This window comes from Thermostichus sp. MS-CIW-26 (assembly GCF_054059115.1).
Genome location: NZ_JBSSBV010000046.1, coordinates 1 through 20,925, shown reverse-complemented (window position 1 = coordinate 20,925; position 20,925 = coordinate 1). Strand labels below are relative to the sequence as shown.

General features: G+C 58.7%; 18 protein-coding genes and 1 pseudogene. 12 read left to right on the top strand and 7 right to left on the bottom strand.

Annotation, left to right across the window (positions count from 1 at the left end; genetic code table 11):
- The first annotated feature begins 196 nt into the window (after positions 1 to 196).
- The 4 genes from ACVWZU_RS12105 to ACVWZU_RS12090 all read left to right on the top strand — a co-directional run bounded on the left by ACVWZU_RS12105 (position 197) and on the right by ACVWZU_RS12090 (position 5,819).
- On the top strand, positions 197 to 1,819 hold the full coding sequence (locus ACVWZU_RS12105) for a CocE/NonD family hydrolase (protein ID WP_457445127.1): 1,623 nt from the start codon (positions 197 to 199) through the stop codon (positions 1,817 to 1,819).
- Between the two features lie 98 nt (positions 1,820 to 1,917).
- The gene (locus ACVWZU_RS12100; protein WP_011434405.1) at positions 1,918 to 2,178 is read left to right on the top strand and encodes a DUF6761 family protein; all 261 of its coding nucleotides are present in this window, start codon (positions 1,918 to 1,920) and stop codon (positions 2,176 to 2,178) included.
- Positions 2,179 to 2,394: 216 nt separating this feature from the next.
- Complete coding sequence (locus ACVWZU_RS12095; protein ID WP_457445125.1) at positions 2,395 to 4,197, top strand: glycosyltransferase family 39 protein; 1,803 nt, start codon at positions 2,395 to 2,397, stop codon at positions 4,195 to 4,197.
- 164 nt (positions 4,198 to 4,361) lie between these two features.
- Positions 4,362 to 5,819 carry a circularly permuted type 2 ATP-grasp protein gene (locus ACVWZU_RS12090; RefSeq protein ID WP_457445123.1) on the top strand — a complete coding sequence of 486 codons (1,458 nt, stop codon included), beginning with the start codon at positions 4,362 to 4,364 and terminating at the stop codon, positions 5,817 to 5,819.
- A gap of 21 nt (positions 5,820 to 5,840) precedes the next feature.
- Here the strand turns inward: ACVWZU_RS12090 and ACVWZU_RS12085 are convergent, their stop codons facing one another.
- On the bottom strand, positions 5,841 to 6,401 hold the full coding sequence (locus ACVWZU_RS12085; RefSeq protein ID WP_457445121.1) for a gamma carbonic anhydrase family protein: 561 nt from the start codon (positions 6,399 to 6,401) through the stop codon (positions 5,841 to 5,843).
- Between the two features lie 73 nt (positions 6,402 to 6,474).
- A complete protein-coding gene (gene tnpA, locus ACVWZU_RS12080) occupies positions 6,475 to 6,915 on the bottom strand; it encodes an IS200/IS605 family transposase (RefSeq protein WP_457445119.1) in 441 nt (146 codons plus the stop codon).
- A 57-nt stretch (positions 6,916 to 6,972) separates the two neighbouring features.
- Here tnpA and ACVWZU_RS12075 point away from each other — a divergent pair, with 57 nt between their 5' ends.
- Positions 6,973 to 8,217: an RNA-guided endonuclease InsQ/TnpB family protein gene (locus ACVWZU_RS12075; RefSeq protein WP_414416980.1), complete on the top strand. Its 1,245-nt coding sequence runs from the start codon at positions 6,973 to 6,975 to the stop codon at positions 8,215 to 8,217.
- Positions 8,218 to 8,246: 29 nt separating this feature from the next.
- On the opposite strand, the gene ACVWZU_RS12070 is transcribed toward ACVWZU_RS12075, so the two are convergent.
- The 3 genes from ACVWZU_RS12070 to moaC are packed head-to-tail and all read right to left on the bottom strand — an operon-like array spanning position 8,247 to position 11,700.
- Positions 8,247 to 9,251, bottom strand: coding sequence for an alpha-E domain-containing protein (locus tag ACVWZU_RS12070; RefSeq protein ID WP_414400092.1), 1,005 nt, complete (start codon positions 9,249 to 9,251; stop codon positions 8,247 to 8,249).
- Positions 9,245 to 11,155 (bottom strand): hypothetical protein, encoded by a 1,911-nt coding sequence (locus ACVWZU_RS12065; protein WP_457445116.1) that lies wholly within the window; start codon positions 11,153 to 11,155, stop codon positions 9,245 to 9,247. Before ACVWZU_RS12065 ends, ACVWZU_RS12070 begins: the two co-directional genes overlap by 7 nt.
- On the bottom strand, positions 11,149 to 11,700 hold the full coding sequence (moaC, locus tag ACVWZU_RS12060) for a cyclic pyranopterin monophosphate synthase MoaC (protein ID WP_457445114.1): 552 nt from the start codon (positions 11,698 to 11,700) through the stop codon (positions 11,149 to 11,151). Before moaC ends, ACVWZU_RS12065 begins: the two co-directional genes overlap by 7 nt.
- 86 nt (positions 11,701 to 11,786) lie before the next feature.
- Here moaC and ACVWZU_RS12055 point away from each other — a divergent pair.
- Positions 11,787 to 11,970: pseudogene (locus ACVWZU_RS12055) on the top strand (hypothetical protein); the annotation flags it as partial.
- 101 nt (positions 11,971 to 12,071) lie between these two features.
- Here ACVWZU_RS12055 and ACVWZU_RS12050 read toward each other — a convergent pair.
- Positions 12,072 to 12,557, bottom strand: coding sequence for a Tic20 family protein (locus ACVWZU_RS12050; protein ID WP_457445112.1), 486 nt, complete (start codon positions 12,555 to 12,557; stop codon positions 12,072 to 12,074).
- Positions 12,558 to 12,869: 312 nt separating this feature from the next.
- Here ACVWZU_RS12050 and ACVWZU_RS12045 point away from each other — a divergent pair, with 312 nt between their 5' ends.
- The 3 genes from ACVWZU_RS12045 (at position 12,870) to ACVWZU_RS12035 (ending at position 16,167) form a co-directional block, all read left to right on the top strand.
- Positions 12,870 to 13,337, top strand: coding sequence for a hypothetical protein (locus ACVWZU_RS12045; protein WP_457445110.1), 468 nt, complete (start codon positions 12,870 to 12,872; stop codon positions 13,335 to 13,337).
- Between the two features lie 267 nt (positions 13,338 to 13,604).
- A complete protein-coding gene (gene hemH, locus ACVWZU_RS12040) occupies positions 13,605 to 14,639 on the top strand; it encodes a ferrochelatase (protein ID WP_457384038.1) in 1,035 nt (344 codons plus the stop codon).
- Positions 14,640 to 14,784: 145 nt separating this feature from the next.
- On the top strand, positions 14,785 to 16,167 hold the full coding sequence (locus tag ACVWZU_RS12035; RefSeq protein ID WP_457445108.1) for a CCA tRNA nucleotidyltransferase: 1,383 nt from the start codon (positions 14,785 to 14,787) through the stop codon (positions 16,165 to 16,167).
- Here the strand turns inward: ACVWZU_RS12035 and ACVWZU_RS12030 are convergent.
- Entirely contained in the window at positions 16,164 to 16,907 is a 744-nt protein-coding gene (locus ACVWZU_RS12030) for a response regulator (protein WP_414419555.1), read from the bottom strand. The two genes, ACVWZU_RS12035 and ACVWZU_RS12030, sit on opposite strands and share 4 nt — an antisense overlap.
- Before the next feature lie 374 nt (positions 16,908 to 17,281).
- Here ACVWZU_RS12030 and ACVWZU_RS12025 point away from each other — a divergent pair, with 374 nt between their 5' ends.
- The 3 genes from ACVWZU_RS12025 to cysE all read left to right on the top strand — a co-directional run bounded on the left by ACVWZU_RS12025 (position 17,282) and on the right by cysE (position 20,835).
- On the top strand, positions 17,282 to 18,184 hold the full coding sequence (locus tag ACVWZU_RS12025) for a 4-hydroxybenzoate solanesyltransferase (RefSeq protein WP_414375223.1): 903 nt from the start codon (positions 17,282 to 17,284) through the stop codon (positions 18,182 to 18,184).
- 180 nt (positions 18,185 to 18,364) lie between these two features.
- Positions 18,365 to 19,906, top strand: coding sequence for a hypothetical protein (locus ACVWZU_RS12020; RefSeq protein ID WP_457445105.1), 1,542 nt, complete (start codon positions 18,365 to 18,367; stop codon positions 19,904 to 19,906).
- A gap of 137 nt (positions 19,907 to 20,043) precedes the next feature.
- On the top strand, positions 20,044 to 20,835 hold the full coding sequence (gene cysE, locus ACVWZU_RS12015; protein ID WP_414331426.1) for a serine O-acetyltransferase: 792 nt from the start codon (positions 20,044 to 20,046) through the stop codon (positions 20,833 to 20,835).
- Positions 20,836 to 20,925: the final 90 nt, after the last annotated feature.

Here is a 20,925-nt window from a genome sequence, read left to right as displayed (position 1 = left end):
AAACAGAAAGATCAACTGGTAGTAATCCGTACTGAACATATTATACATTATTTTCAGTATAGTTGAGCTTATTATTGACTAGAGTCATGCTCTCATAAGGGCTTCTGTTTTATCTTAGGAAGAATCCACCCAGGGATCCCTTAGGTTGTCCTTGGTTGGTATCCCTTTGGCAAGATCCGCTAGCCCAACCCAGGCCATGTTGCCCGTTCGCCCCCGCGAAACTGTTTCCATGTTCACCCGCGACGGGATCCAACTGGACGCGGATGTCTATCGCCCGCAAGGGGAGGGGAGCTACCCGGTTTTGCTGATGCGGCAGCCCTATGGGCGGGCCATTGCCTCGACGGTGGTGTATGCCCATCCCAGGTGGTATGCGGCCCAGGGGTACATTGTGGTCATCCAGGATGTGCGCGGACGGGGAACCTCCAAGGGATCCTTCTACCCTTTCCGCCATGAGGTGGAAGACGGGTTTGACGCCGTCAATTGGGCGGCTGCCTTGCCGGGGAGCAACGGCGTAGTGGGCATGTACGGCTTCTCTTATCAGGGCATGACCCAGCTGTATGCCGCTTCCAGTCGTCCGACGGCTTTGAAGGCCCTCTGCCCGGCGATGCTGCCTTACGATCTCTATGCCGATGCCGCTTACCCAGGGGGGGCCTTTGCCTTCTACAACAACCTCAGTTGGGCCTTGCAACTGGAGACCGAAGGGGCGCGTCTCAGGGGGGATGCCAATGCCTACCAAGCGCTTTTGAAAGCTGCCCGCAACCTCCCCCTCTATGACCCCATCCCCCTCAAGCCGGGGGTGTTGCAACAATATGCGCCCCAGTCCTATTACTTCGACTGGCTGGAGCACAGCGAGCCGGATGAATACTGGCGCAAGCTCTCTCCCCGCCTAGAGGTGGTGGATCTGCCGATGCTACACATTGCCGGCTGGTTTGACAGCTACCTGAGTGGCAGCCTGCGCCTCTACCAGGAAATGCGTGCCCGCAGCCAGAACCCTCAATACCTGATCATCGGCCCTTGGGCCCATCTCCCTTGGGGCCGCAAAGTGGGGGCGTTGGATTTCGGCCCAGAGGCCATTAGCCCCATCGATCGCCTGCAGGTGCGCTGGTTTGACCAGTTCCTCAAAGGCAAAGATACAGGGATCCTCCAGGAGCCGCCGGTACGCCTGTTCGAGATGGGATCCAACCGCTGGCGCGGCTTTGATGCTTGGCCTACCCCTGAGCCAAAAGCTTTTTACCTACACAGCACCAGCTTGGCTGCCCTTTCAGAAGCAGAGGGATCCCTTCGCCCTGAACCCTCGCCGACGCAACAATCGGATACCTTTGTTCACGATCCCTGGCGACCGGTGCCGGCCTTGGGGGGCCACCTAGTTCAGCCTGCCGGGCCGCAAGAGCGCTCCGCCCTCGACTGCCGCACCGATGTCCTGACCTATACCACTCCGCCGCTGCAAGCCGAGCTGGTTCTGGTCGGGGACATTGCTGTGGAGGTGTACGCGGAGGCCGACAGCCCCAGTTTCGATCTTTGCGCTGTGCTCTCGGTGGTAAGGCCCGATGGGCAGGTGTATAACTTTTCCCAAGGCTATTGTCGCCTACGGGATCCCCAGCCCAGTACCCCCATTCTGATTCCCTGTCAGCCCACCTGTATTCGCATTCCTTGCGGTCATGCTCTGCGCCTCAGCCTTAGCGCGGCTTGTTTTCCGGCCTATCCTGTCAACACAGGCACGGGAATGTGGGAAGAGCGGCTGATTGAGGCCCGCATTCTCACCATCACTCTCCGCAGCGGTGGCGAGACGCCTTCGCGGCTGCACCTGCCCATGGCTTGAAGCCAAGAAGAGACCAAGCTTCGGGATCCCGTTCGCAATCCCCGCTTACAAAGAGACACCAAACGTTAGGATAGAAACAGGCAGGGCAAGGGAACACCATGCTGCAAGACCCAAAGTTGATCCGGCACTATCAGGCTTTGACCGATGCTCTGGTGGATACCTGGCAGCGGGGCTACCGGCGCACCGATGAGCTACGTCTGCTGGTGGATGGCTACCTGCTGGCCTTGCGAACTGGCAAACAATTGGAGCCCTTCGAGATCTATCGCATTGAGGACGAGGTCAACCGCTTCCTCTACGATCCGTCCAACTTCATAGATCCGGAATTGGAGCCAGAGGCGGAGCCGATGCGGGGTTATTGATTTTGTGAATCCCTGTTGGCGATCCCTAGAACAGGTGGGGCAAAGTTTTGATTCCAACCTTTTCTGATCTCCCCTCGCCCCTTGGGAGAAAGACTAGGGGGGAGGGCGCTGACTGAGTTCTGGTTTTGTCGAGCATCTTGCGCCTGGTAGGCTGAGAGGGATCGATTCGTTCCTGATTCCAGTCGTATCGGTTCTATGGCGGTTTGGGATAGGGTGATGACCTCCCGGCATCTGCCCCTGCTGGGATCCGGCTTGGGCTTGGGGGTAGCCCTGATCCTCTGGTACGGGGTGTTTGGCTACCACGTGCTGCAGATTGGCCTCTGGCTGCTGAGCATCCTGCTGGTGGGGTTGTATTGGGCGCAGTTTTCCCCGGCTCAACCCCCTTGGGATCCGACGCGGCTGCGCTGGCAACAGGAGCTGTTGCACCTGGGGCTGTTGGTGTTGGTCTTTGCCCCGATCTACCTCTACGACCTGCCCAACATCCCTTTTCAGATCAATACTGACGAGATTGTGATCACCTCCATGGCCCGTCGCGCCTCAGGGGTGCGCTATCCCGATATCTTTGGGCTGATGCCGGAGTATTTCTATTTCCCCCGCTTCATGTTCAGCCTCTTCGGCGGCCTGACGCGGCTGATGGGGGGAGTCACGCTGCTCAATGTGCGCACGGTACATGCCGCCTTCGGGGTCGTCACCATTCTGGTGGCCTACGGGTTTTTTCGGGCATTTTGGGGATCCCGGCTGGCTTTGGCGGGGGCAGCCCTCTTGGGATCCAACCATGCCCTGCTGGCTATTAGCCGTATGGCGATGCGGGAAAACCTCATTGTCTTGGTAGAGTGTGCAGCCTTGGCCTTGATCTTGAAGGGGGTGCGGGAGAAAAACCCCCTGCTGCTCTATCTGGGGGGAGGGGCGGCGGGCTTCTCTCTGTACGGCTATTTGCCGGGGCGGGTGGTGATCCTGTTGGGGCTGTTGTTTGGAGTTCTGTACTTGCTCTTGGGGCAGGCAGATCTCCGAGGAGAAAACAAGCAAGCTAATCCCCTCTGGGTCCTGGCTAAGCTGACGGTGCCGGCGGCGTTGGGTTTTTTTCTGGTGGCTGGGCCCATTCTGGTGGCCACGGTCACAGCACCTGCGGTGAGCGCCGAGTACTCTCGCCAACAATTTCTCTTTTTCCCGGAAGGGCGGGCGTTACAACAGATGTGGGTGAATGCGGCTACCCCGGAGGAGGCGGTCTGGCGCAACATCTTCAACGGCCTGAGTATGTTCAACGACCCCGGCCAGCACGACCGCGGCTACATCTATCCCAACTACGGCCATGCTTTTGTGGATCCCTTGACGGGGATTTTGATCTGGCTGGGGCTGGGATCCGGCCTCTACCGCCTTTTCAAGAAGCGCAGCCAGCCCCACGACTGGCTCTGTATCGGCAGCTTCCTATTTCTCTACCTGCTGTTTAGCTTGGCCATCACCAAAGCCCCCAACTACACCCGCCTGCTGGTGATCCTGCCCTTTGTAGCCTATCTAACCTTGGAAGGGATCCAAGTGCTGGCAGGTCTCCTGGAACGCTGGGGATCCCGGGCCGGGAGTTGGCTGCCGGCGGCGGCGATGGCGGGGGCAATCCTGCTGATTGGGGGGTGGAACCTGGCCATTTTTGGAGACTTTGTCCACAAAGGCTGGACGCAGGGCAACGATGTGGGGGCCACCGGGCGCTATGTGGCAGCTCGCCAAATGGATCCCGACTACCGCTTCTATCTGGCGGCTAGCACTGCCTACCCCTATTTCAGCTGGGGAGAGCCTATCTACTGGCAAAGTTGGATTCAATTTTTTGCTGGGCCGGAGCAGGAGGTGAAGGTTTTTTCCCCAGAGACGTTGCCCGGCCAAGACCTAGAACCGCCGTTTACCCTGTTCACGAATGAGGCAGTATGGGATCAGCAGGGGGCAGAGCTGCAACGGCGCTTTCCCAAGGGGCAGTTGCATCGGATCCCTGCCGAGCGGGGGCTATGGGCCTTTGAGGTGGCGGATCCCTAGAGCTCCCCCCTGGTTTGGCCAACCCACTGTTCGCGGGACGGAGTCCTTTCGCGTCAGCGGGACGGAGTCCTTTCTTTTTACCAGGCTAAAAGTAGCTGAAAGCACACTATGCAGATCCAGAGCCGCCAACAGTAGAAGAAGATAGCGTTCCAGGGATCCCAGACGTGCGTTTTGATGCCTACGACCCGGGCGAGGGGTTTTACGACGAGCTGTTTTTGGGGCGTAACCAGCCCCGTCCTGAGGCGATCCCGCTGATTGAGCGCATTCATTCTCTGGAAGAAGGGGAACTGCAGCAGCGGCAAGCGGCGGCGCAGGCGGCCCTCTTTCAAATGGGGGTGACCTTCAACGTCTATGGCGATAGCCAGGGCACGGAGCGAATTTTCCCCTTTGACATCATTCCCCGCATCGTCTCGGCTTCCGAGTGGCAGCGGCTGGAGAAGGGTCTCAAGCAGCGCATCCACGCCCTCAACCTGTTCATCGACGATGTCTATCACGACCAGAAGATCCTTAAGGATGGGGTGATCCCTGCCGAGCTGATCGAAACGGCCAAGGGATTTCTGCGGCCCTGTGTGGGGCTCAACCCACCGGGGAGAATTTGGTGCCACGTCACCGGCACCGACCTGGTGCGGGATCGGGACGGAACTTGGTACGTGCTGGAAGATAACCTGCGCTGTCCGTCGGGAATCTCTTATGTGCTGGAAAATCGGCGGGTGATGAAAAGCACCTTTCCCTCCCTGTTCAACACCATGGGGATCCGCCCGGTGGACGACTACCCTAGCCATTTGTTGGATACTCTGCTTAACCTGGTGCCGCACCTAGCCAACCCAACGGTGGTGGTGCTCACCCCCGGCATCTACAACTCCGCCTACTTCGAGCATTCTTTCCTCGCCCAGCAGATGGGGGTGGAGCTGGTGGAAGGGCGGGATCTGGTGGTGGCCGATGGCTATTTGCAAATGCGCACCACCAAAGGGCTGCAGCGGGTGGATGTGATCTACCGCCGCATCGACGATGACTTCATCGATCCCCTTGCTTTTCGCCCTGATTCCCTCTTGGGGGTACCCGGCCTGTTTGAGGTCTACCGGTCGGGGCGGCTGGCGATTGCCAACGCTTTGGGAACAGGGGTGGCGGACGACAAGGTGATCTACGCCTATGTGCCCCAGATGATCCGCTACTATCTGGGAGAGGAAGCCATTTTGCCCAACGTGCCCACCTACCTCTGCTGGGATCCTAAGGATCAGGCGTATGTGCTGGAGAACCTGGACAAGCTGGTGGTGAAGGCAGCCAACGAGTCGGGTGGCTACGGCATGTTGATGGGATCCCAGGCCACACCGGCAGAGCGGGCTGCTTTTGCCGAGAAAATCCGCGCCCAACCGCGCAACTACATCGCCCAACCCACCCTGTGCCTTTCTCGCGTGCCCACCTTGGTGGATCGGGGAGAAGGCCCCCGTCTGGAGCCCTGTCATGTGGACTTGCGGCCCTACATCCTCTATGGCAAAGAGATCTACGTTCACCCAGGGGGGCTGACCCGCGTCGCCCTCAAGAAGGGATCTCTGGTGGTGAACTCCTCCCAGGGGGGCGGCAGCAAAGATACCTGGGTGCTCTGCGCGGATCCCGGCTGTTGAGAGACGGCTTGCAAAATAGATTCAGAGCCGCTCGCCCGAACATCTGCTCCACTGACCAAGGCAGCTGGCATGCTGAAGCGCCAGATCCACGTAGTGCTGGGCGTGAAGGCGCAGTTGCTCGACCTCTTCCTCGGTGAGGGTGCGGATAACCTTGGCCGGGATCCCCGCCGCCAAAGAGCGAGGTGGCACAGACCGGGTGACCACCGCTCCAGCTCCCACCATGCTGCCTGCCCCGATGGTGACCCCGCTCAAGAGAACGGCCCCAATCCCGATCAGACATCCCCCCTCGATGTGGGCACTGTGGATGACCGCTCGATGGCCTACGGTCACTTCCTCGCCAACCAGGGTCGGCTGTCCGGGATCCCCGTGCAGAATGGCTCCATCTTGGATATTGCTGCGGCGGCCAATGACAATGGGCGAGAGATCCCCCCGCAAGATGGCCGCGTACCAAATGCTCACCGCTTCCGCAAGTTGGACATCGCCGATCAGTGTGGCATTGGCGGCAATAAAGGCTGCCTCATCTACTCCCGTCGGCTGCCGATCCAGCCCAATTGGCCAGGTGTCCTGTTTTTCTCGTTGCATTTAGCTAAACCGCCGAGAAGCCCCGCCCTCTGTCCGTAGGACGTATGGCCTACGGCCCGCTGAAGCGAACGTGCTAGCGGCGCGGAGCGCTTGGGCCGGGATGAGAGGCGGGAGTACCTTGGTTCTCAATGTGCTGGCGCAATACCGAGACTGTTACCCCACCACATGAAGCGATGAAATAAGATTCATTCCACAGCACATTTTTCCGGTATATCTTGCTGATGTAATCCGCAAACTCGCTTCTCATCCTGCGACTAGAGACGGATTTGATGTTGTTTACCAATTTGGACAGATCCACCTGCGGGTAGTACTGGAACAGCAGATGAACATGGTCTGCCTCGCCGTTGAACTCAATAAGTTTGCAACCCCACTTTTGGCAAAGGTCATACATAACTTCATGTAATCGCTGCAGCATTTCGCTGGTAAATACCTTGCGACGGTGCTTGGTGGTTAAGACCAAGTGTGCCTTCAAATCAGATACAGCTCTGCCGCTGGAAACAAAATCATGCTTCATGGCCGCTAATCCCTGCTGGCGCTATAATCAGTGTAGCGGTTTCTGAGTACGCTTAAGATGAGGACTGCCTATCAGTACCGCCTGCGGCCTACGCCCAGTCAAGTTGTCCTGATGGAGCAATGGCTGGAGCTGTTGCGCAAGCAGTACAACTATCGGTTGGCAGAGCGGCTTAACTGGTGGGAACAAAACCGCTGTGATATAAACGCCTGCCCCTTAATCTGTCATTTGCCTGAGCTGAAAGACAGGCCGGATGTCTACTCCCAAAAACGAGACTTGGTGAATACCAAAGCAAGGTTCCCCGAATACCAAGCAATCCATTCGCAAGTCCTGCAAAACTGCATAGAGCGGGTGCACAAAGCATTCGACCGCTGGCTGAAAGGCGACCGTAACGGCAAGAGGGCAGGAAGGCCGAGATTCAAAGGGGCGGGCCGGTATCGTTCCTTCACCTTTCCCCAGGTAAAACAGGACTGCATTCAAGGGAAGTTTATTCATCTGCCCAAAATCGGAGCAATTAAGCTGATTCAGCACCGTCCGTTGCCTGACGGGTTTGTTATCAAGACTGCCACCATCACCCGTAAGGCTGATGGGTGGTATGTGACATTGAGCCTGCAAGATGCGTCCGTCCCCGAGTTTGCTCCTGAGCCTGCAACACTGGAGAACACGATAGGGATCGACATGGGGCTGGACTCCTTTTTGGTGACCGATACAGGGGAGTCCGTCCCAGTGCCCCAGTATTACCGCCGCGCCCAAAAGCGCCTGGAGAGGCTGCAGCGGTCATTATCCCGCAAGCAGAAAGGGTCAAACCGCCGCAAGAAGGCCTTAAGGCGAGTGGCTAAGGCGCACCTCAAGGTGGCCAATCAGCGTAAAGATTTCCACTACAAAGTAGCCAAGAAGCTAGTAAGCAAAGGGAAGCATATTGCGTATGAGGCGCTCAACACCAAAGGTATTGCGAGAACCCGACTAGCGAAATCCATCTATGACGCTGGGTGGGGGCAATTCCTGCAAATTCTCGCAGTCAAGGCTGAAAGAGCTGGGCTGAGGGCGATTGCAGTGGATCCAAGAGGCACAAGCCAAGACTGTTCTCAGTGCGGTCAAAAAGTACCGAAAACCATTCGAGACAGATGGCATTCTTGCCCGCATTGTGGACTGGAACTAGGCCGAGACCACAACGCGGCGATAAACATCAAATACAGAGCGGTGGGGCATCCCGTTCTCAAAGCTCAGGAAATGTCCTTCACAGGAGTCACTGAGAAGCCCGTACTCTTTCGCTTTAGCGGCGCGGAGCGCTTTGCGTCAGCATGAGTGCGGGAGTATGTCACAGTCGAGGCCGTTCATGTCAGTTGGGCTTGACGTTGAGAGAGTAGAGGGGATTCAGACGGTTGCAAGGGGCGAGTGGCAAAGAAAGTTTCGTAGATGCAATCGCCAACGTGGTTCATTTGTAGCTGCAATTTGTCGAGAAACTCATGTAAGCCCTGCTCCATAATGTCGTCGATGGTCAGGTAGTCCAGCTCAGAACGCAGGCGGCCCAAAGCTCGCTCGCTGGGATCCCGCCAGGTATCGGCTGGGGTGCCGGTGATTTGGTGCAGGGATCGATCCGCATGAATAAGACAAAACTGAATAGAGCGGGGAAATTGCCGATCCAAAATGAGAAAAGAGGCCACCTCCCTGGGATTGATGCGGTGTTGGCGGCTGTATTTCCGATACATTTCATAAGCACTGGCCGACTTCAGCAAGGCGATCCACTGCAACTCATCCAAAGCCGTGCCCACGTACTGCAGAGAGGGCAGCAAGATAAAATACTTAACGTCCAAAATGCGCGCCGTTTTGTCTGCCCGCTCCAAAAGACGGCCAATCTGGCCAAAGTGCCAACCTTCCCCGTGGGTCATGGTGGCATCCATCACCCCGGCGAATAGGTGGCTGGCCAGTTTCACTTCCGTGAAGAAATCGTGGAGCTGACTCAGGTGGGGGCCTTGCTGAGCTGCTTCTTTGACCATCAAATAAAAGCGGTTGACCCGCTCCCACATTTCTGAAGAAATGACCTCCCGCACAGAACGGGCATTTTCTCGCGCCAGCCGCAAACAGGAAAGGATGGAGTTGGGGTAATCCCTATCAAAAGCCAGGAACTGGATGACCGTTTCTTGGGTCGCCTGGCCATAACGCTGGTAAAACAGCTCCTGATCCCCGGTGGTGTAGACGATGGGATCCCACTGCTGGGCGGGACCGCTGGGCAAGTCTAGGATGAGGTTGAGATTGACATCGATGAAGCGGGCGATGTTCTCGGCGCGCTCCACGTAGCGGTTGAGCCAGTAGATGGAATCGGCCACGCGACTCAGCATGCTGTTACCTCCTCTGGAGTTTCTTGTCTCCGCGCTCCGTTCAAATTCAACAAACGAAGCAGCCGCCGCAGCTTCACCAGCAGCACCCCCGTCAGGCCGGTCAAGATCCACCCCATCCACTCGGCTGCAGTACCCAGATAGCGCACCTGCACGCGATGATCCCCCGGCGGGATCCGCACCTGCAACAGCCCCAGTCCATTGTGCTCGGCAGATGTGAGGCGACCATCCACCTGTACCCACCAAGCAGGGTAGTAAAACGTGCGCAGGACTACCCATTGATCCTGAGCAGTGGGGTTAACGGCCCGAAAACGACGGTAGCCATAGCTCCACCGTTCCACTTCCAACAGTGGCTCCAGATTGCCTTGCTCTTGTCCAAAATCCACTACGTCCCCCTGCCACCGCAGCAGCGGATCCACCTCTGGGGGCGGCATGGGCAGCGTTGCCTGGCGAGGCCGGTATTCCAGCACATCCACCAGCGCCAGCCCGTCGGGAAAGCGCCAGTGCATGTGGAGAAAAGCAATGCCCGGTCGCTGCTGGGGCTCATTGGGAAATGGCTTAGCGGCAGACAGCTCTTGAAAAGTTTGGATGGTTTGCGGGTCAAACCAGGCCCTGGACAAGACCTGCCAGCCCTGCCAGCTTTGTATCCCCATTGCCAGACCTATCCCCACAATCAAGAGGATCCTCCAGCCCTTTTGCCCCCACCCCCAGGCGGCCAGGGATCCCAACAGCCAGGGCACGGTTACTGATGTCACCGCCATCCAGCGCCAAGAAAACTGAATGCGCCGCAGGGGCAAAATCCACTCGTAGAGCCAACCCAGCAAATCCGTCATCATCAGCAGGGCCACCAAGCTGGCCCCCAAGCTGTAGAGCAGGATGGCTTTGGCCAGGGGAGCAGAGGATTCTAAGGCATCAAAGGACTCCGTCTCGTTAGCGCGAACGGAATGGATCGGGGTCATCCCCCTTGTCCTGCGGGCCAGCCATTCCCAGAAAACCAGGATCCCAGCACCCAAGACAACGGCCACCATCCAGAGCCAGTACCCCACCAGGCCGCTTTCAAACCAGTGCTGCGTCAGTTGCGGCTGGAGCCGGGTTAGCCCACTCAGCATCAGGCGATGTTGGGGCATGTACTCTTCGACAAAATTCACCAACTCCACCTGGATGAGGCGCTGATCCCAAAAGGCTGGCAGCAGATAAAACGCCGTCCACCCCAGCCCCAGCCCAAACCCCAAGTAGCAGCGCCCCACCCTGGGCCAGAGGGGATCCCGACGGCTCAGCACCCACGGCAGGGGCAGCCAAGTTAGCGTAAAGACCAGCAAAGTGGGCAAGTGAGATAGGGCCAACAGGCCGTAGCTAATGGCTAAGGCCACAATCGGCCAAAGGGACTGGGGCCGGCAGATCACCTGGACTGAGGCCCAGAAAATCCAGGGAGAGACAGCAATGGCCCACACTTCCCCCATTGCCCCCCGTTGGTAAATATCCACCAGCCAATAGGGGCCGGCCATACCCGCCAGAGCCAAAACCAGAGCCCAAGCCCAGGGGATGAGTTGCCGGAGAAGGGCATACAGCCCTGCGCCAAAGACTGCCATTGCCAAGCCCATGCTGGCCACCAGGGATCCGGGCATATCCAGCTCCAGCAGGCGAAACGGCAGAGGGGCCACCATGCACAGAGGGGGGTAAAAGGCAAAGGTAGGATTGCCGTAGCCGAAGTTGGAATACTCCAGCCAGCGGGGGTAAAACTGCCCGCCGAAAAACTGTCGTTGATACTGAAAGGCCCAACTGAGGTTGAAGTGAGTGGAGTGAGTCATGGGATAGCCCTGGCGCAGCATGGGCCAGAGCAGCACCCCAATGCCCACCAACAACCCTAGCCCAACACCACTCTCTGGTTGTTGCAAAGCTTTCAGCATTTCTCGGCGTTATCCCGATCCTCTGCCTCGAAAGGCCCAGACTTCCCCCCATACTTGCGCAGCAGCCGGATGTTTTCGATCACCATCGTCTTTTCCAGGGCCTTGGCCATGTCGTACAGGGTGAGGGCAGCCACCGAAACTGCTGTCAGAGCCTCCATCTCCACCCCTGTTTGGGCGTTGGTTTTTACTGTAGCGGTGATCAGAAAGCCGGGCAGATGGGGATCCGGATTCAGATCCACGGTGACGCTGCTCAAGGGGAGAGGATGACACAGCGGGATCAGATCAGCGGTGCGCTTGGCAGCCATGATCCCGGCCAGCCGGGCTGTTTCCACCACATTCCCTTTGGGCCCTTGACCGGCCAGAATAGCCTGCAAAGTCGTTTCTGACATGCGTACCTGCCCTTGGGCAGTGGCCAAGCGGGCAACCATGGGCTTGTGTCCCACTTCCACCATTTGTGCTCGGCCAGAGGCGTCCAGGTGGGTGAGGGCTTGCCCAACAAAGGACTCTGTCCTGCTGGCGCGACTAGAACTCGAATCCGATGGCACCCCGGCCTCCCACAATCCTTGAGAGCTGAAGAGCATGACTCTAGTCAATAATAAGCTCAACTATACTGAAAATAATGTATAATATGTTCAGTACGGATTACTACCAGTTGATCTTTCTGTTTACTTTCGAGTCTGCCAACATGGTAGCCAGAGCAAAGCAGAAAATTGGTAGTAAGACGACACGGAAACTGCGCTTTGGGTATTCTACTCAAAGCTTTGCGGGATACCGCCATTCTGGTTGGAAACAAACAGAATGCTATCGCTGCATAGTTGAACAGTGATGTTCAGCAGTGTTCAGCGTAAATGTATCAGTTGGCTTAGGCTCCGATGAGGTCGGCAAATCGGCAACCAGACCCGCAGGGACTTGACAACTAGTAGCGAATCCAGGCATAGGCGGCATCAGAGAGCACCGGCACCTCGGCGTAGTGGCCGCGAATGTTTTGCACCCAGGCGTAGACGGTGATGGCAATCACCCCCAAGAGAGCCGTGGTGGCCAAAATGCTGACCATTGCCGCCAGACCAAGGCTGCCAAAGAGCATGCCGAACACCTGCATCAGCACCTGCACCAAGAACAAGGCAATGTTGAGCAAGAGCGCCTGGATGGTGTTGAAGCGAACAAAATGGGCTACGCGGGTGTTGCGGATCACCAGGAACAGGAGAGCCAAAAACATTCCCAGCCAGCCCGTGGCCAGGGGCACCAGACGAAACAGAGGCGCAAAAATGGGGATCAGCCCTGGCAGAGATTGAAACAGCCCAGAGGGCAAAAAGCCCAAGGGCAGAGCCGATACCAAAGGCAAAAGGTAGGGAAGGGATCCCCACAGCCGATTGATGGGAGTGATGTCGCCGCGCCAGGTCATAATCCGTCGATCCCTATTAGGTGCAGTGGTCATTGAAGTGAAGTTTGCTTGTCGGTGCGCTTCCAGGATCCCCACCAGCTAAAGATTCAGAGAGAGAAAGCAACACCCAAGCCTTGGGCTTATTGTAGTCGATGGATTTGGGTGGCTCAACGCGCTTGGCCGCAAGCCGGCTTCTGCTTTCCAGTGAGCAGAAAAACTCGAGGCCAAAAGGTTCAGGGTGAGCGTTCCGATGCATCTGGGCTGGTATAATCAACGGCAAATTCTGGCTGCATCACCGGTTTTTCAGGTTCTCTACATTTTTCAGCTTCCACCATGAAGATTTCATCGTCTCCCGCTGCTCGCATCGTCGGAGCTTTTGTCTGGCAAGTTTGGTCTGGGCTGATGGGTTTTCTCAACGACCGTCTGTTGCCGGAGCGCTATCACATTCGGCCCGAAGCTTTGCCGGAGTGGATTACTCAGGTGTGGGCAGGCTATCTGCGCTATCGGGAAGCCTCTCGTCCGGGGGCGATCCAGTTTCGCGGCTTGACGGTGGATCCCAGCCGAGAGCTGCGCTCAGCTCACCTCGGATCCCGTCCGCTCCGCTACCGCGGCTGCCCTGTGGAGACGGTTGCCCGCTCTGGGGATCCTTCTCCTACCGCCCAACCCATCCCTGAAAAGGCTTTTGTGCCCCCCTACTGGAGACTTCTTAATGCGCTGCGCTTGAAGTTGAGCCTGGCCGATATTGATCGCTACCCCGTCACTCCGGCCCTGCAGCGGGTTTACCGAGGTCGAGAGTTTTGACACCGCTCTGCTGCTCTGCACGACAGTGGAGTTTTAAGGCTGGGGATCCCTGCAGTGGGCGGGGATCCCTTTTTGGACTTTGTTCGCGACAGCGGGACGGAGTCCCCAGATCGGACTTGTGGGTTTGGGTGAGATTGCGATCGGGTGGTTTCTCCTGAGGGGAAAGCTGAGAAAGACTGCAAAAAAACTTAAGGTCACTTTCCCGCTGTGGGATAGTGGATAAAGAAGAACATGGTGCTCCGCACCGCCAACGCGATGAGCCTTGTTATGTCCAAAAGCGGCGTGCTCCTACTGAACTTGGGGGGGCCAGAGACCCAGGCTGATGTGCAGCCCTTTCTTTACAATCTGTTCGCCGATCCCGAGCTGATCCGCCTGCCATTTCCCTTCTTGCAGCGGGCCTTTGCCTGGGCCATCTCCATGCTGCGGGCCGAAAAATCCCGTCGCAACTATGCGGCCATTGGGGGGGGATCCCCCTTGCGGCGCATTACTGCTGAGCAAGCGCGAGAACTGCAGGCCCACCTGGTGGCTGAGGGCTATGACGTGCCGGTGTATGTTGCCATGCGCTACTGGCATCCGTTGATCGAGTCGGTGGTGCAGCAGATCAAGTCGGATGGGATCACCCGCTTGGTGGTGCTGCCGCTCTACCCGCAGTATTCCATCAGCACGACGGGATCCAGCTTTAAGCTGCTGGATCGGCTCTGGGCTGAGGATCCGGAGCTGGCCCACATCGAGCGCTGCCAGATCTGCTCTTGGTACGATCAGCCCCAGTATGTGCAGGCGATGGCTAGAGGGATTCGGGAACAGTTGGATGGGTTTGCCGCTCCCGAGGGGGTGCATGTGCTGTTCAGCGCCCACGGCATTCCCGAAAGCTATGTCACCGAGGCCGGGGATCCCTACCAACGGGAAATGGAAGCCTGCGTGCGGCTGATCTGGCAGCAGGTGGGACGCCCCAATGACCACACCCTCTCCTATCAAAGCCGGGTGGGTTCGGTGCGGTGGCTCCAGCCTTACACCGAACGGGTCATCCTGGAGTTGGGATCCCGAGGTGTGAAGCAGTTGCTGGTGGTGCCGATTAGCTTTGTGTCGGAGCACATCGAGACCCTGCAGGAGATTGACATCGAGTATCGGGAACTGGCCCATCGAGCTGGGATTGCCGATTTTCGCCGTGTGCCCGCCTTAAATACCGACCCTCTGTTCATTGCTGGCTTGGCGGCGCTGGTGCGGCCTCATCTGCTCACTCCGGGCTTGGCAGCTCCTGCCTTTGTCCCTGCTGCTGTAGGCGGCTCGCTGCTGGAGCGGTAGGGAAGAACGCCAGGCATTTCATTGTTGCTCTGCTCATTGTTGCTCTGCAACGCTGACGCGACCAGACGAGGACGCTGACTTCATACCCCCAGAAGCGTTCTCCTACCACCCCAGGTGTCTCATCTTCATGGAGTTTTGACTGGGAATGACCCTAAGCCCGAGCGAAGCCTTGCTGACGAAGTGGCTGCTGACCTATTTTTACCAACGGCTGCCTTTCCCCCAAGAGTGGCTGCCGCAGAAAAGCTATTGGGTAGGGGGATCCCTGCGGGATGCTTACCTGGCTTGGCTGCAGGGCCGTGCTGCTGGGGATCCCGCTCGCGACGGTGGGATGGAGTCCTCAGCGTCGGTGGATTTGGACCTGATGTGCGCTGTGGATCCCGTGGGCTGGGCAGCGGCAGTGGCACGGCGGTTGGGGGCAGGCTTTGTGGTTTTGGATCCCGAACGGCAGATTGCCCGCATTGTGTTGGCAAAGTTGACCGTGGACGTGGGGCTGCAGGCGGGATCCACCCCTGAGGCGGATCTGAGGCAGCGGGACTTCACCTGCAATGCCCTGGCCTTGGATCTGCAACGGGAGCAACTGCTGGATCCCACGGGCGGACAAGCCGATATTCGCCAGGGCCGGATGCGCATGGTACACCCCGACAACCTCAGCGCCGATCCGGTGCGGCTGTTGCGGGGTTATCGACAGGCGGCTCAGCTGGGGTTTGGGCTGGATCCAGCTACGCAAGAGGCGATCCGGGAGCGGGCTCCCCTTTTGGCGAATGTGGCGGCAGAACGGGTGCGGGCAGAGATAGTGGCCCTGTTGGAGGCAGGGATCCCCGGGCTGGCTCACCTACAGGGGGCGGTGGCGGCGGGGTTGCTGCAGGCTTGGCTGCCCCACCTGAAACCGGAAAGTCCGGGCTTCCCTCAAGCTCAGGCGGTGTGGGAGTGGGCCGAACGCTGGCGACCGCTGTATCCCCGCACGCTGGCAGAGCTGGCCCAGCCCTTGACATCCTCACGCGAAGGGCGCGGCAGGCTGTTGGCAGTGGTGCTGGCGGCCTTGTTGTGGGATCCGGCAGGAACCAAGGCCTCCGTCCCACTGACACAAACGGCAGAAAGGGTGGAAACCGAGCTGGAGCGGCTGCGCTTCAGCCGAGCGGAAATGCGGGCCATCCAAAAGCTACACCATCTTCTGCCTCAGCTTCAGCTTCTCCTGACGGACTCCCCCACCCCTGCGCAACAGTGGCGGCTTTATCAACAGGCGGGATCCCTGTTCGGTGGCCTGGCGCTGTTGGCGGTGGCTACGGGCGGCGACCCTCAAAAGCTGGAGTCTTGGCTCAAACGCTACGAAGACCCCCAGGATCCCCTGGCCCATCTGGTGCCCTTGCTGGATGGCCGCGATCTGCTGCACAGCTTGGGGGCCAAACCCGGCCCCTGGGTAGGCCAGTTGCTGCAAGACCTCCAGGAGGCGCAGGCTTGGGGGCAGATTCAAACTCGTGCCGAGGCGCTCTCTTTTGCCCGCCGGTGGCGTGGCCAGCAAAAAGACTAGCCGAAGCGATAGCCGAAGCCGCGCACCGTCACCAAATACTCTGGGTTGCTGGGATCCAGCTCCAATTTTTCCCGCAGCCAGCGGATATGTACATCGACGGTCTTGCTGTCGCCCATGAAGTCGGATCCCCAGATGCGCTCCAGAAGCTGTTCCCGCGTCCAAACGCGGCGGGGATTGGACATAAACAGCTCCAACAGGCGAAATTCCTTGGGGGAAAAACTCACCTCAACGCCCCGCACCAACACGCGGCACTCCTGGGTAAACATACACAGATCCCCGTAACGGAGCACCGTGGCATCGCTGGCTTGGGCCAGTTGTTGCCGGCGCAACACCGAACGACAGCGGGCGATCAGCTCCCGCATACCAAAGGGCTTGGTCAGATAATCGTCGGCCCCCAGTTCCAAGCCCACCACGCGGTCGGTTTCGCTACTTTTGGCCGTCAACATCAAGATGGGAATCGTGTTGCCCTCCCTGCGCAGCAGCCTGCATAGATCCAAACCGTTCAAGCTGGGCAACATCAAATCCAGGATCATCAAATCCAGCCGCTCAGCCGTATGTACCACCTCAAGGGCTTGCCGACCATCGGCGGCCTGTAAAACTTGATATCCCTGTTCTTCTAAAGCCAGGGCAACCGTTTCCCGAATGGCATCCTCGTCATCCACCACCAGCAGGGTCTCCAGATGGGAAGCAGCTTCCTTGGCTTGAGGAAGTGGACCGGTCATGGAGAGGGTTGCTTCCATACAGAACTCCGTCGCGCCTGCACGCAAGTGCTCCGCACCGCCGTCACGAACGCGGAAGCGTCACGTAGCGATAACAGCCTCACAGGGTGAGAAGGGCAAGTGCCGCCACCTTCAACAGCAGCCCCCCGATAGGATATCAAACTTCCAGGGCAGGCCAATAAAGAGAACAGGGGCGGACTGACTTGCACAGGGCCTTGAGACGGCGAATGGAACCGAAAGGATTCCAAAAACCTGCAATTCAGGATGATTGATTTAAGATCTCTAATGTGGAGCCGCCCCTACCCACGCCTCATGGTGCTCTGCACCCCTCCCGCGAACGGCAACTCACGCTTTAAGGACTCCGTCCCGCTGTCGCGATTGGCCGGAAACCGGTTATGTCTGCTTCCCCTTCTGCACTCTGGGCCACTGGCGGAGCCATTCTGCGGCTGTTGCGCTGGCACAAGCCGGCAGGGCGACTGATTTTGATGATCCCGGCGCTGTGGGGAGCTTTTTTGGCCGGACGGGGAACGCCCCCTTGGCCGTTGGTCGGGATCATCATTTTGGGCAGCCTGGCTGCCAGTGGGGCAGGCTGTGTCATCAACGATCTTTGGGATCGAGATTTGGATCCGCTGGTGGAGCGCACCCGCCATCGCCCGTTGGCCAGCCGGGAGTTGACCGTTGGCGTCGGGATCCTGATGGCGCTGGTGAGTTTGGCCTGTGCGGCAGGGCTGGCGCTTTTCCTCAACCCGGTCAGTTTTGCCCTCTGTGTGGCGGCGGTGCCGGTGATCCTGCTCTATCCGGGGGCCAAGCGGGTGTTTCCGGTGCCGCAGTTGGTGCTGGCTCTGGCGTGGGGATTTGCCGTGCTCATCAGTTGGACGGCGGTGAGCGGCCAAGATGCCAACACACCCCTGTGGGAAGAGGGGCTGGGCTGGCTGTGGCTGGCCACGGTGTTGTGGACACTGGGATTTGATACCGTCTATGCTCTTGCGGATCGGGAGGACGATGAGCGGGCCGGGATCCATTCCAGCGCCCGTTTTTTCGGGCAGCGGACGCCGACGGCGGTAGGGCTATTTTTTTTGGGCACTGCCATCGCGCTGTTGGGGGTAGGCCTCAGCCTACGGTTGCATGGAGTTTATTTTGTCAGCTTGGCCATCGTCACTGTCCTCTGGGGCCGGCAAACCTGGCAGCTCCACCAAAGGAATGCCTCTCCCACCTTGTACCTGGCCATCTTCGGCCAAAATGTGGTGCAAGGGTTTATTCTGCTGGCGGGGATGATCGGCGGGTCCCTGCTGGCCTGAGGGATCCCCTGGCCTCTCGCATGGCCAGATGCCTCTCTGAAGAACGCCTTGCCCCTCAGCCGACGCTGGGGCTGCCTCTTTGGGAAGGGATCCCGACAAATCTCCGGACTGGCAGGAATCGGCCCAGGGCCATGGGCAAACGGTAGAATGAGACGATTAATTGCAGGATCCCAGCCTCCGATGGCCCCACTGAGCAGCGGTGAGCCTCCCTATGACATTCTTATTCTCTCAAACGGCCCTGGAGAGCTGACCACCTGGGTGCGTCCGGTGGTGATGGAATTGCGCCAGCAACTGCCTCAGGCACGCCTCTCCTTGGTGCTGTCCCCCTGCCCCCATGCTTCCGGGCAAGAGATGAAGATAGCGCAAGCGTTCGTCGACGTGGATCGGGTGCAGGATCCCGATTTTTTTCTGGCTTTTTTGCTTACCGGCCAAACCGAAGAAGCCTGGGATTGGGCCAAGCGAGGGGTGGTGCTGTTTCTGGGGGGGGATCAGTTTTTTGCCGTCTGGATTGCTCGCCGCTTGCGCTATCGGCTGGTGGTCTATGCTGAGCATCAACCCCGTTGGCGGCCTTGGGTACATGCTTTCGCCGTGCGAACCGAGGCCATCAAACGCCGCTACGATGGCGGACGGCTGCTGGGCCACCCTTGGGCCCACAAAATGCACGTTGTCGGGGATTTGATGGCGGATGGCGTAGCCAGCGCTGTCTATTTGCCGGGGGTGCCCCTTTCCGGCTGGCTTGGCAGCAGATCTCCTGCCGCTGCCTCCAAACCCACGGCAGGCTTTTCTTCCCCAACCCAAGCCTTTGGCCTGCTCCAAGATGCATCTCCCAGCTCCATCGGCGAGGGGGAGCCTGTAAGAACTGCGCCAGAGAGAGTGGGGAACCGCTTCACCGATCGCGTAAGCGGGCCGGAGGCCTTTCGCGTAAGCGGGCCGGAGGCCTTTGAAGAATTGCTACCGCGCGGCTGGCAGCGTCTGAGCGATGAGAACCGCACCCACTATCAGGTGGGGCTGCTCCCAGGCTCCAAGCCAGCCAAGCTCTCCTTGGGGGTGCCATTGGTGTTGGCTGTGGCCGATGAGCTGCGACAGATGCTGCCGAATGTCCGCTTTGTGATCCCGGTGGCCCCAGGACAAACCCCCCAGTCGCTGGCAGCCTATGCCCATCCCAAGCTCAATCCCGATATGGCTTTGATCTATGGCACCTCAGCCATTCTGGAGCAGACCAATCTGGGATCCCAGTTTGTTACCCCCTTTGGCAGCACGGTGCAATTGTGGACAAGCTTCCCTGCCTATTCTGTGCTGGCCAACTGTGATCTCTGTCTGACCACCATTGGCGCCAACACCGCCGAGCTGGCCTATTTGGGGGTGCCGATGGTTGTGGTGATCCCTACCAACAAGCTGGAGGCAATGCGCGCCTGGGATGGGATTCTTGGCCTGTTGACCCGCCTTCCAGGCTTGGGCACTTGGCTGGCCCGCGCCGTCAACAGAATTGCTCTGCGTTGGCTAGGTCACTTGGCTTGGCCGAACATCTGGGCAGGGCGAGAGGTGGTGCCAGAGTTGCGGGGCCATTTGCGCCCGGTGGCCGTGGCCGAGCAAATGCGAGTTCTGCTGGAAGATCCCCAGCGCCGTCAGCAAATGCAGGCAGAGTTGCAGCGGCTGGGGGGCAAGCCGGGAGCTGCCCAAGCTATTGGACAACTGGTGGCTCAGCAGTTGAGTAAAGGCTAGGGCAGAAGGCAATTTGCTTGAGCTCGACCCAGTGGAGAGTTGCGCTTCGGAGCTCCCTTGGCGCGATTGGAGATCTCTCCTTGCTGCCGGCAAAAAGTGCTAAAAGGGGAGTGGAGGTTCCTAAACGGAGACCATTCATGCTGACGGAGGCCGAGCAGTCGGCGGTGGAAAGCCCCAAAACGGGGGAGGGCAATTCTCTCCCTGCTGGCAAGCCGGAGCCAAAACTGGGGTTCTGGCAGCAATTTTGGGAGGATGTTGATTGTGTCTTCGATCGGGATCCGGCAGCACGCAATCGCTGGGAGGTCATCTTCACTTATCCCGGTGTGCATGCTCTGTTTTTGCACCGCATCGCCCACTGGCTGTGGAAACGGCGCTGGTTTTTCCTAGCGCGGCTGCTCAGCTTCTTGGCTCGTTCTTTCACATTGATTGAAATCCACCCGGCAGCCAAGATTGGGCGGCGCTTTTTCATTGACCACGGCTGTGGGGTGGTGATCGGTGAGACGGCAGAAATTGGCGATGATGTTACCCTCTACCACGGGGTCACCTTGGGGGGTACCTCTTGGAACAAGGGCAAACGTCATCCCACCCTGGAAAATGGGGTGATTGTCGGCACGGGGGCAAAGATTCTGGGGCCGGTTCGCATTGGGGAAAAAGCTCGTATCGGAGCCAACGCGGTCGTGATTCAGGATGTGGCTCCCGGCATGACGGTGGTTGGGATCCCAGGCCGTGCGGTCATCCCGCCCCATCAGCGCCGCATCCCCGCCCATGGCATTGACCTGGATCACCATCTCATGCCTGACCCAGTGGGACGGGCTATCGAACAGTTGCTGCACCGTATCCAAGATCTGGAAGCCCAGGTGGCCCGCCTTAACCGGGAGCGGGAACAGGTCCGGCAGGATCAGGTGAGAGGCGAAGCAGAATATTCGTAAACTACCCGACCCTGACTGCTTCGCAGTACAGGGCGGGCTTTCGGCAGCCCTGCAGTTGGCAAGCCAACCACGAACCTCTAGGCTGGTTTA

Excerpts from the sequence above, each read along its gene's own strand:
- ACVWZU_RS12020 (WP_457445105.1), top strand. The coding sequence starts at position 18,365 with ATGGCCCCACTGAGCAGCGGTGAGCCTCCCTATGACATTCTTATTCTC.
- ACVWZU_RS12100 (WP_011434405.1), top strand. The coding sequence starts at position 1,918 with ATGCTGCAAGACCCAAAGTTGATCCGGCACTATCAGGCTTTGACCGAT.
- ACVWZU_RS12065 (WP_457445116.1), bottom strand. The coding sequence starts at position 11,155 with ATGCTGAAAGCTTTGCAACAACCAGAGAGTGGTGTTGGGCTAGGGTTG.
- ACVWZU_RS12045 (WP_457445110.1), top strand. The coding sequence starts at position 12,870 with ATGAAGATTTCATCGTCTCCCGCTGCTCGCATCGTCGGAGCTTTTGTC.
- ACVWZU_RS12105 (WP_457445127.1), top strand. The coding sequence starts at position 197 with ATGTTGCCCGTTCGCCCCCGCGAAACTGTTTCCATGTTCACCCGCGAC.
- cysE (WP_414331426.1), top strand. The coding sequence starts at position 20,044 with ATGCTGACGGAGGCCGAGCAGTCGGCGGTGGAAAGCCCCAAAACGGGG.
- ACVWZU_RS12075 (WP_414416980.1), top strand. The coding sequence starts at position 6,973 with ATGAGGACTGCCTATCAGTACCGCCTGCGGCCTACGCCCAGTCAAGTT.
- ACVWZU_RS12085 (WP_457445121.1), bottom strand. The coding sequence starts at position 6,401 with ATGCAACGAGAAAAACAGGACACCTGGCCAATTGGGCTGGATCGGCAG.
- hemH (WP_457384038.1), top strand. The coding sequence starts at position 13,605 with ATGTCCAAAAGCGGCGTGCTCCTACTGAACTTGGGGGGGCCAGAGACC.
- tnpA (WP_457445119.1), bottom strand. The coding sequence starts at position 6,915 with ATGAAGCATGATTTTGTTTCCAGCGGCAGAGCTGTATCTGATTTGAAG.
- ACVWZU_RS12025 (WP_414375223.1), top strand. The coding sequence starts at position 17,282 with ATGTCTGCTTCCCCTTCTGCACTCTGGGCCACTGGCGGAGCCATTCTG.
- ACVWZU_RS12050 (WP_457445112.1), bottom strand. The coding sequence starts at position 12,557 with ATGACCTGGCGCGGCGACATCACTCCCATCAATCGGCTGTGGGGATCC.
- ACVWZU_RS12070 (WP_414400092.1), bottom strand. The coding sequence starts at position 9,251 with ATGCTGAGTCGCGTGGCCGATTCCATCTACTGGCTCAACCGCTACGTG.
- ACVWZU_RS12095 (WP_457445125.1), top strand. The coding sequence starts at position 2,395 with ATGACCTCCCGGCATCTGCCCCTGCTGGGATCCGGCTTGGGCTTGGGG.
- ACVWZU_RS12030 (WP_414419555.1), bottom strand. The coding sequence starts at position 16,907 with ATGGAAGCAACCCTCTCCATGACCGGTCCACTTCCTCAAGCCAAGGAA.
- ACVWZU_RS12035 (WP_457445108.1), top strand. The coding sequence starts at position 14,785 with ATGACCCTAAGCCCGAGCGAAGCCTTGCTGACGAAGTGGCTGCTGACC.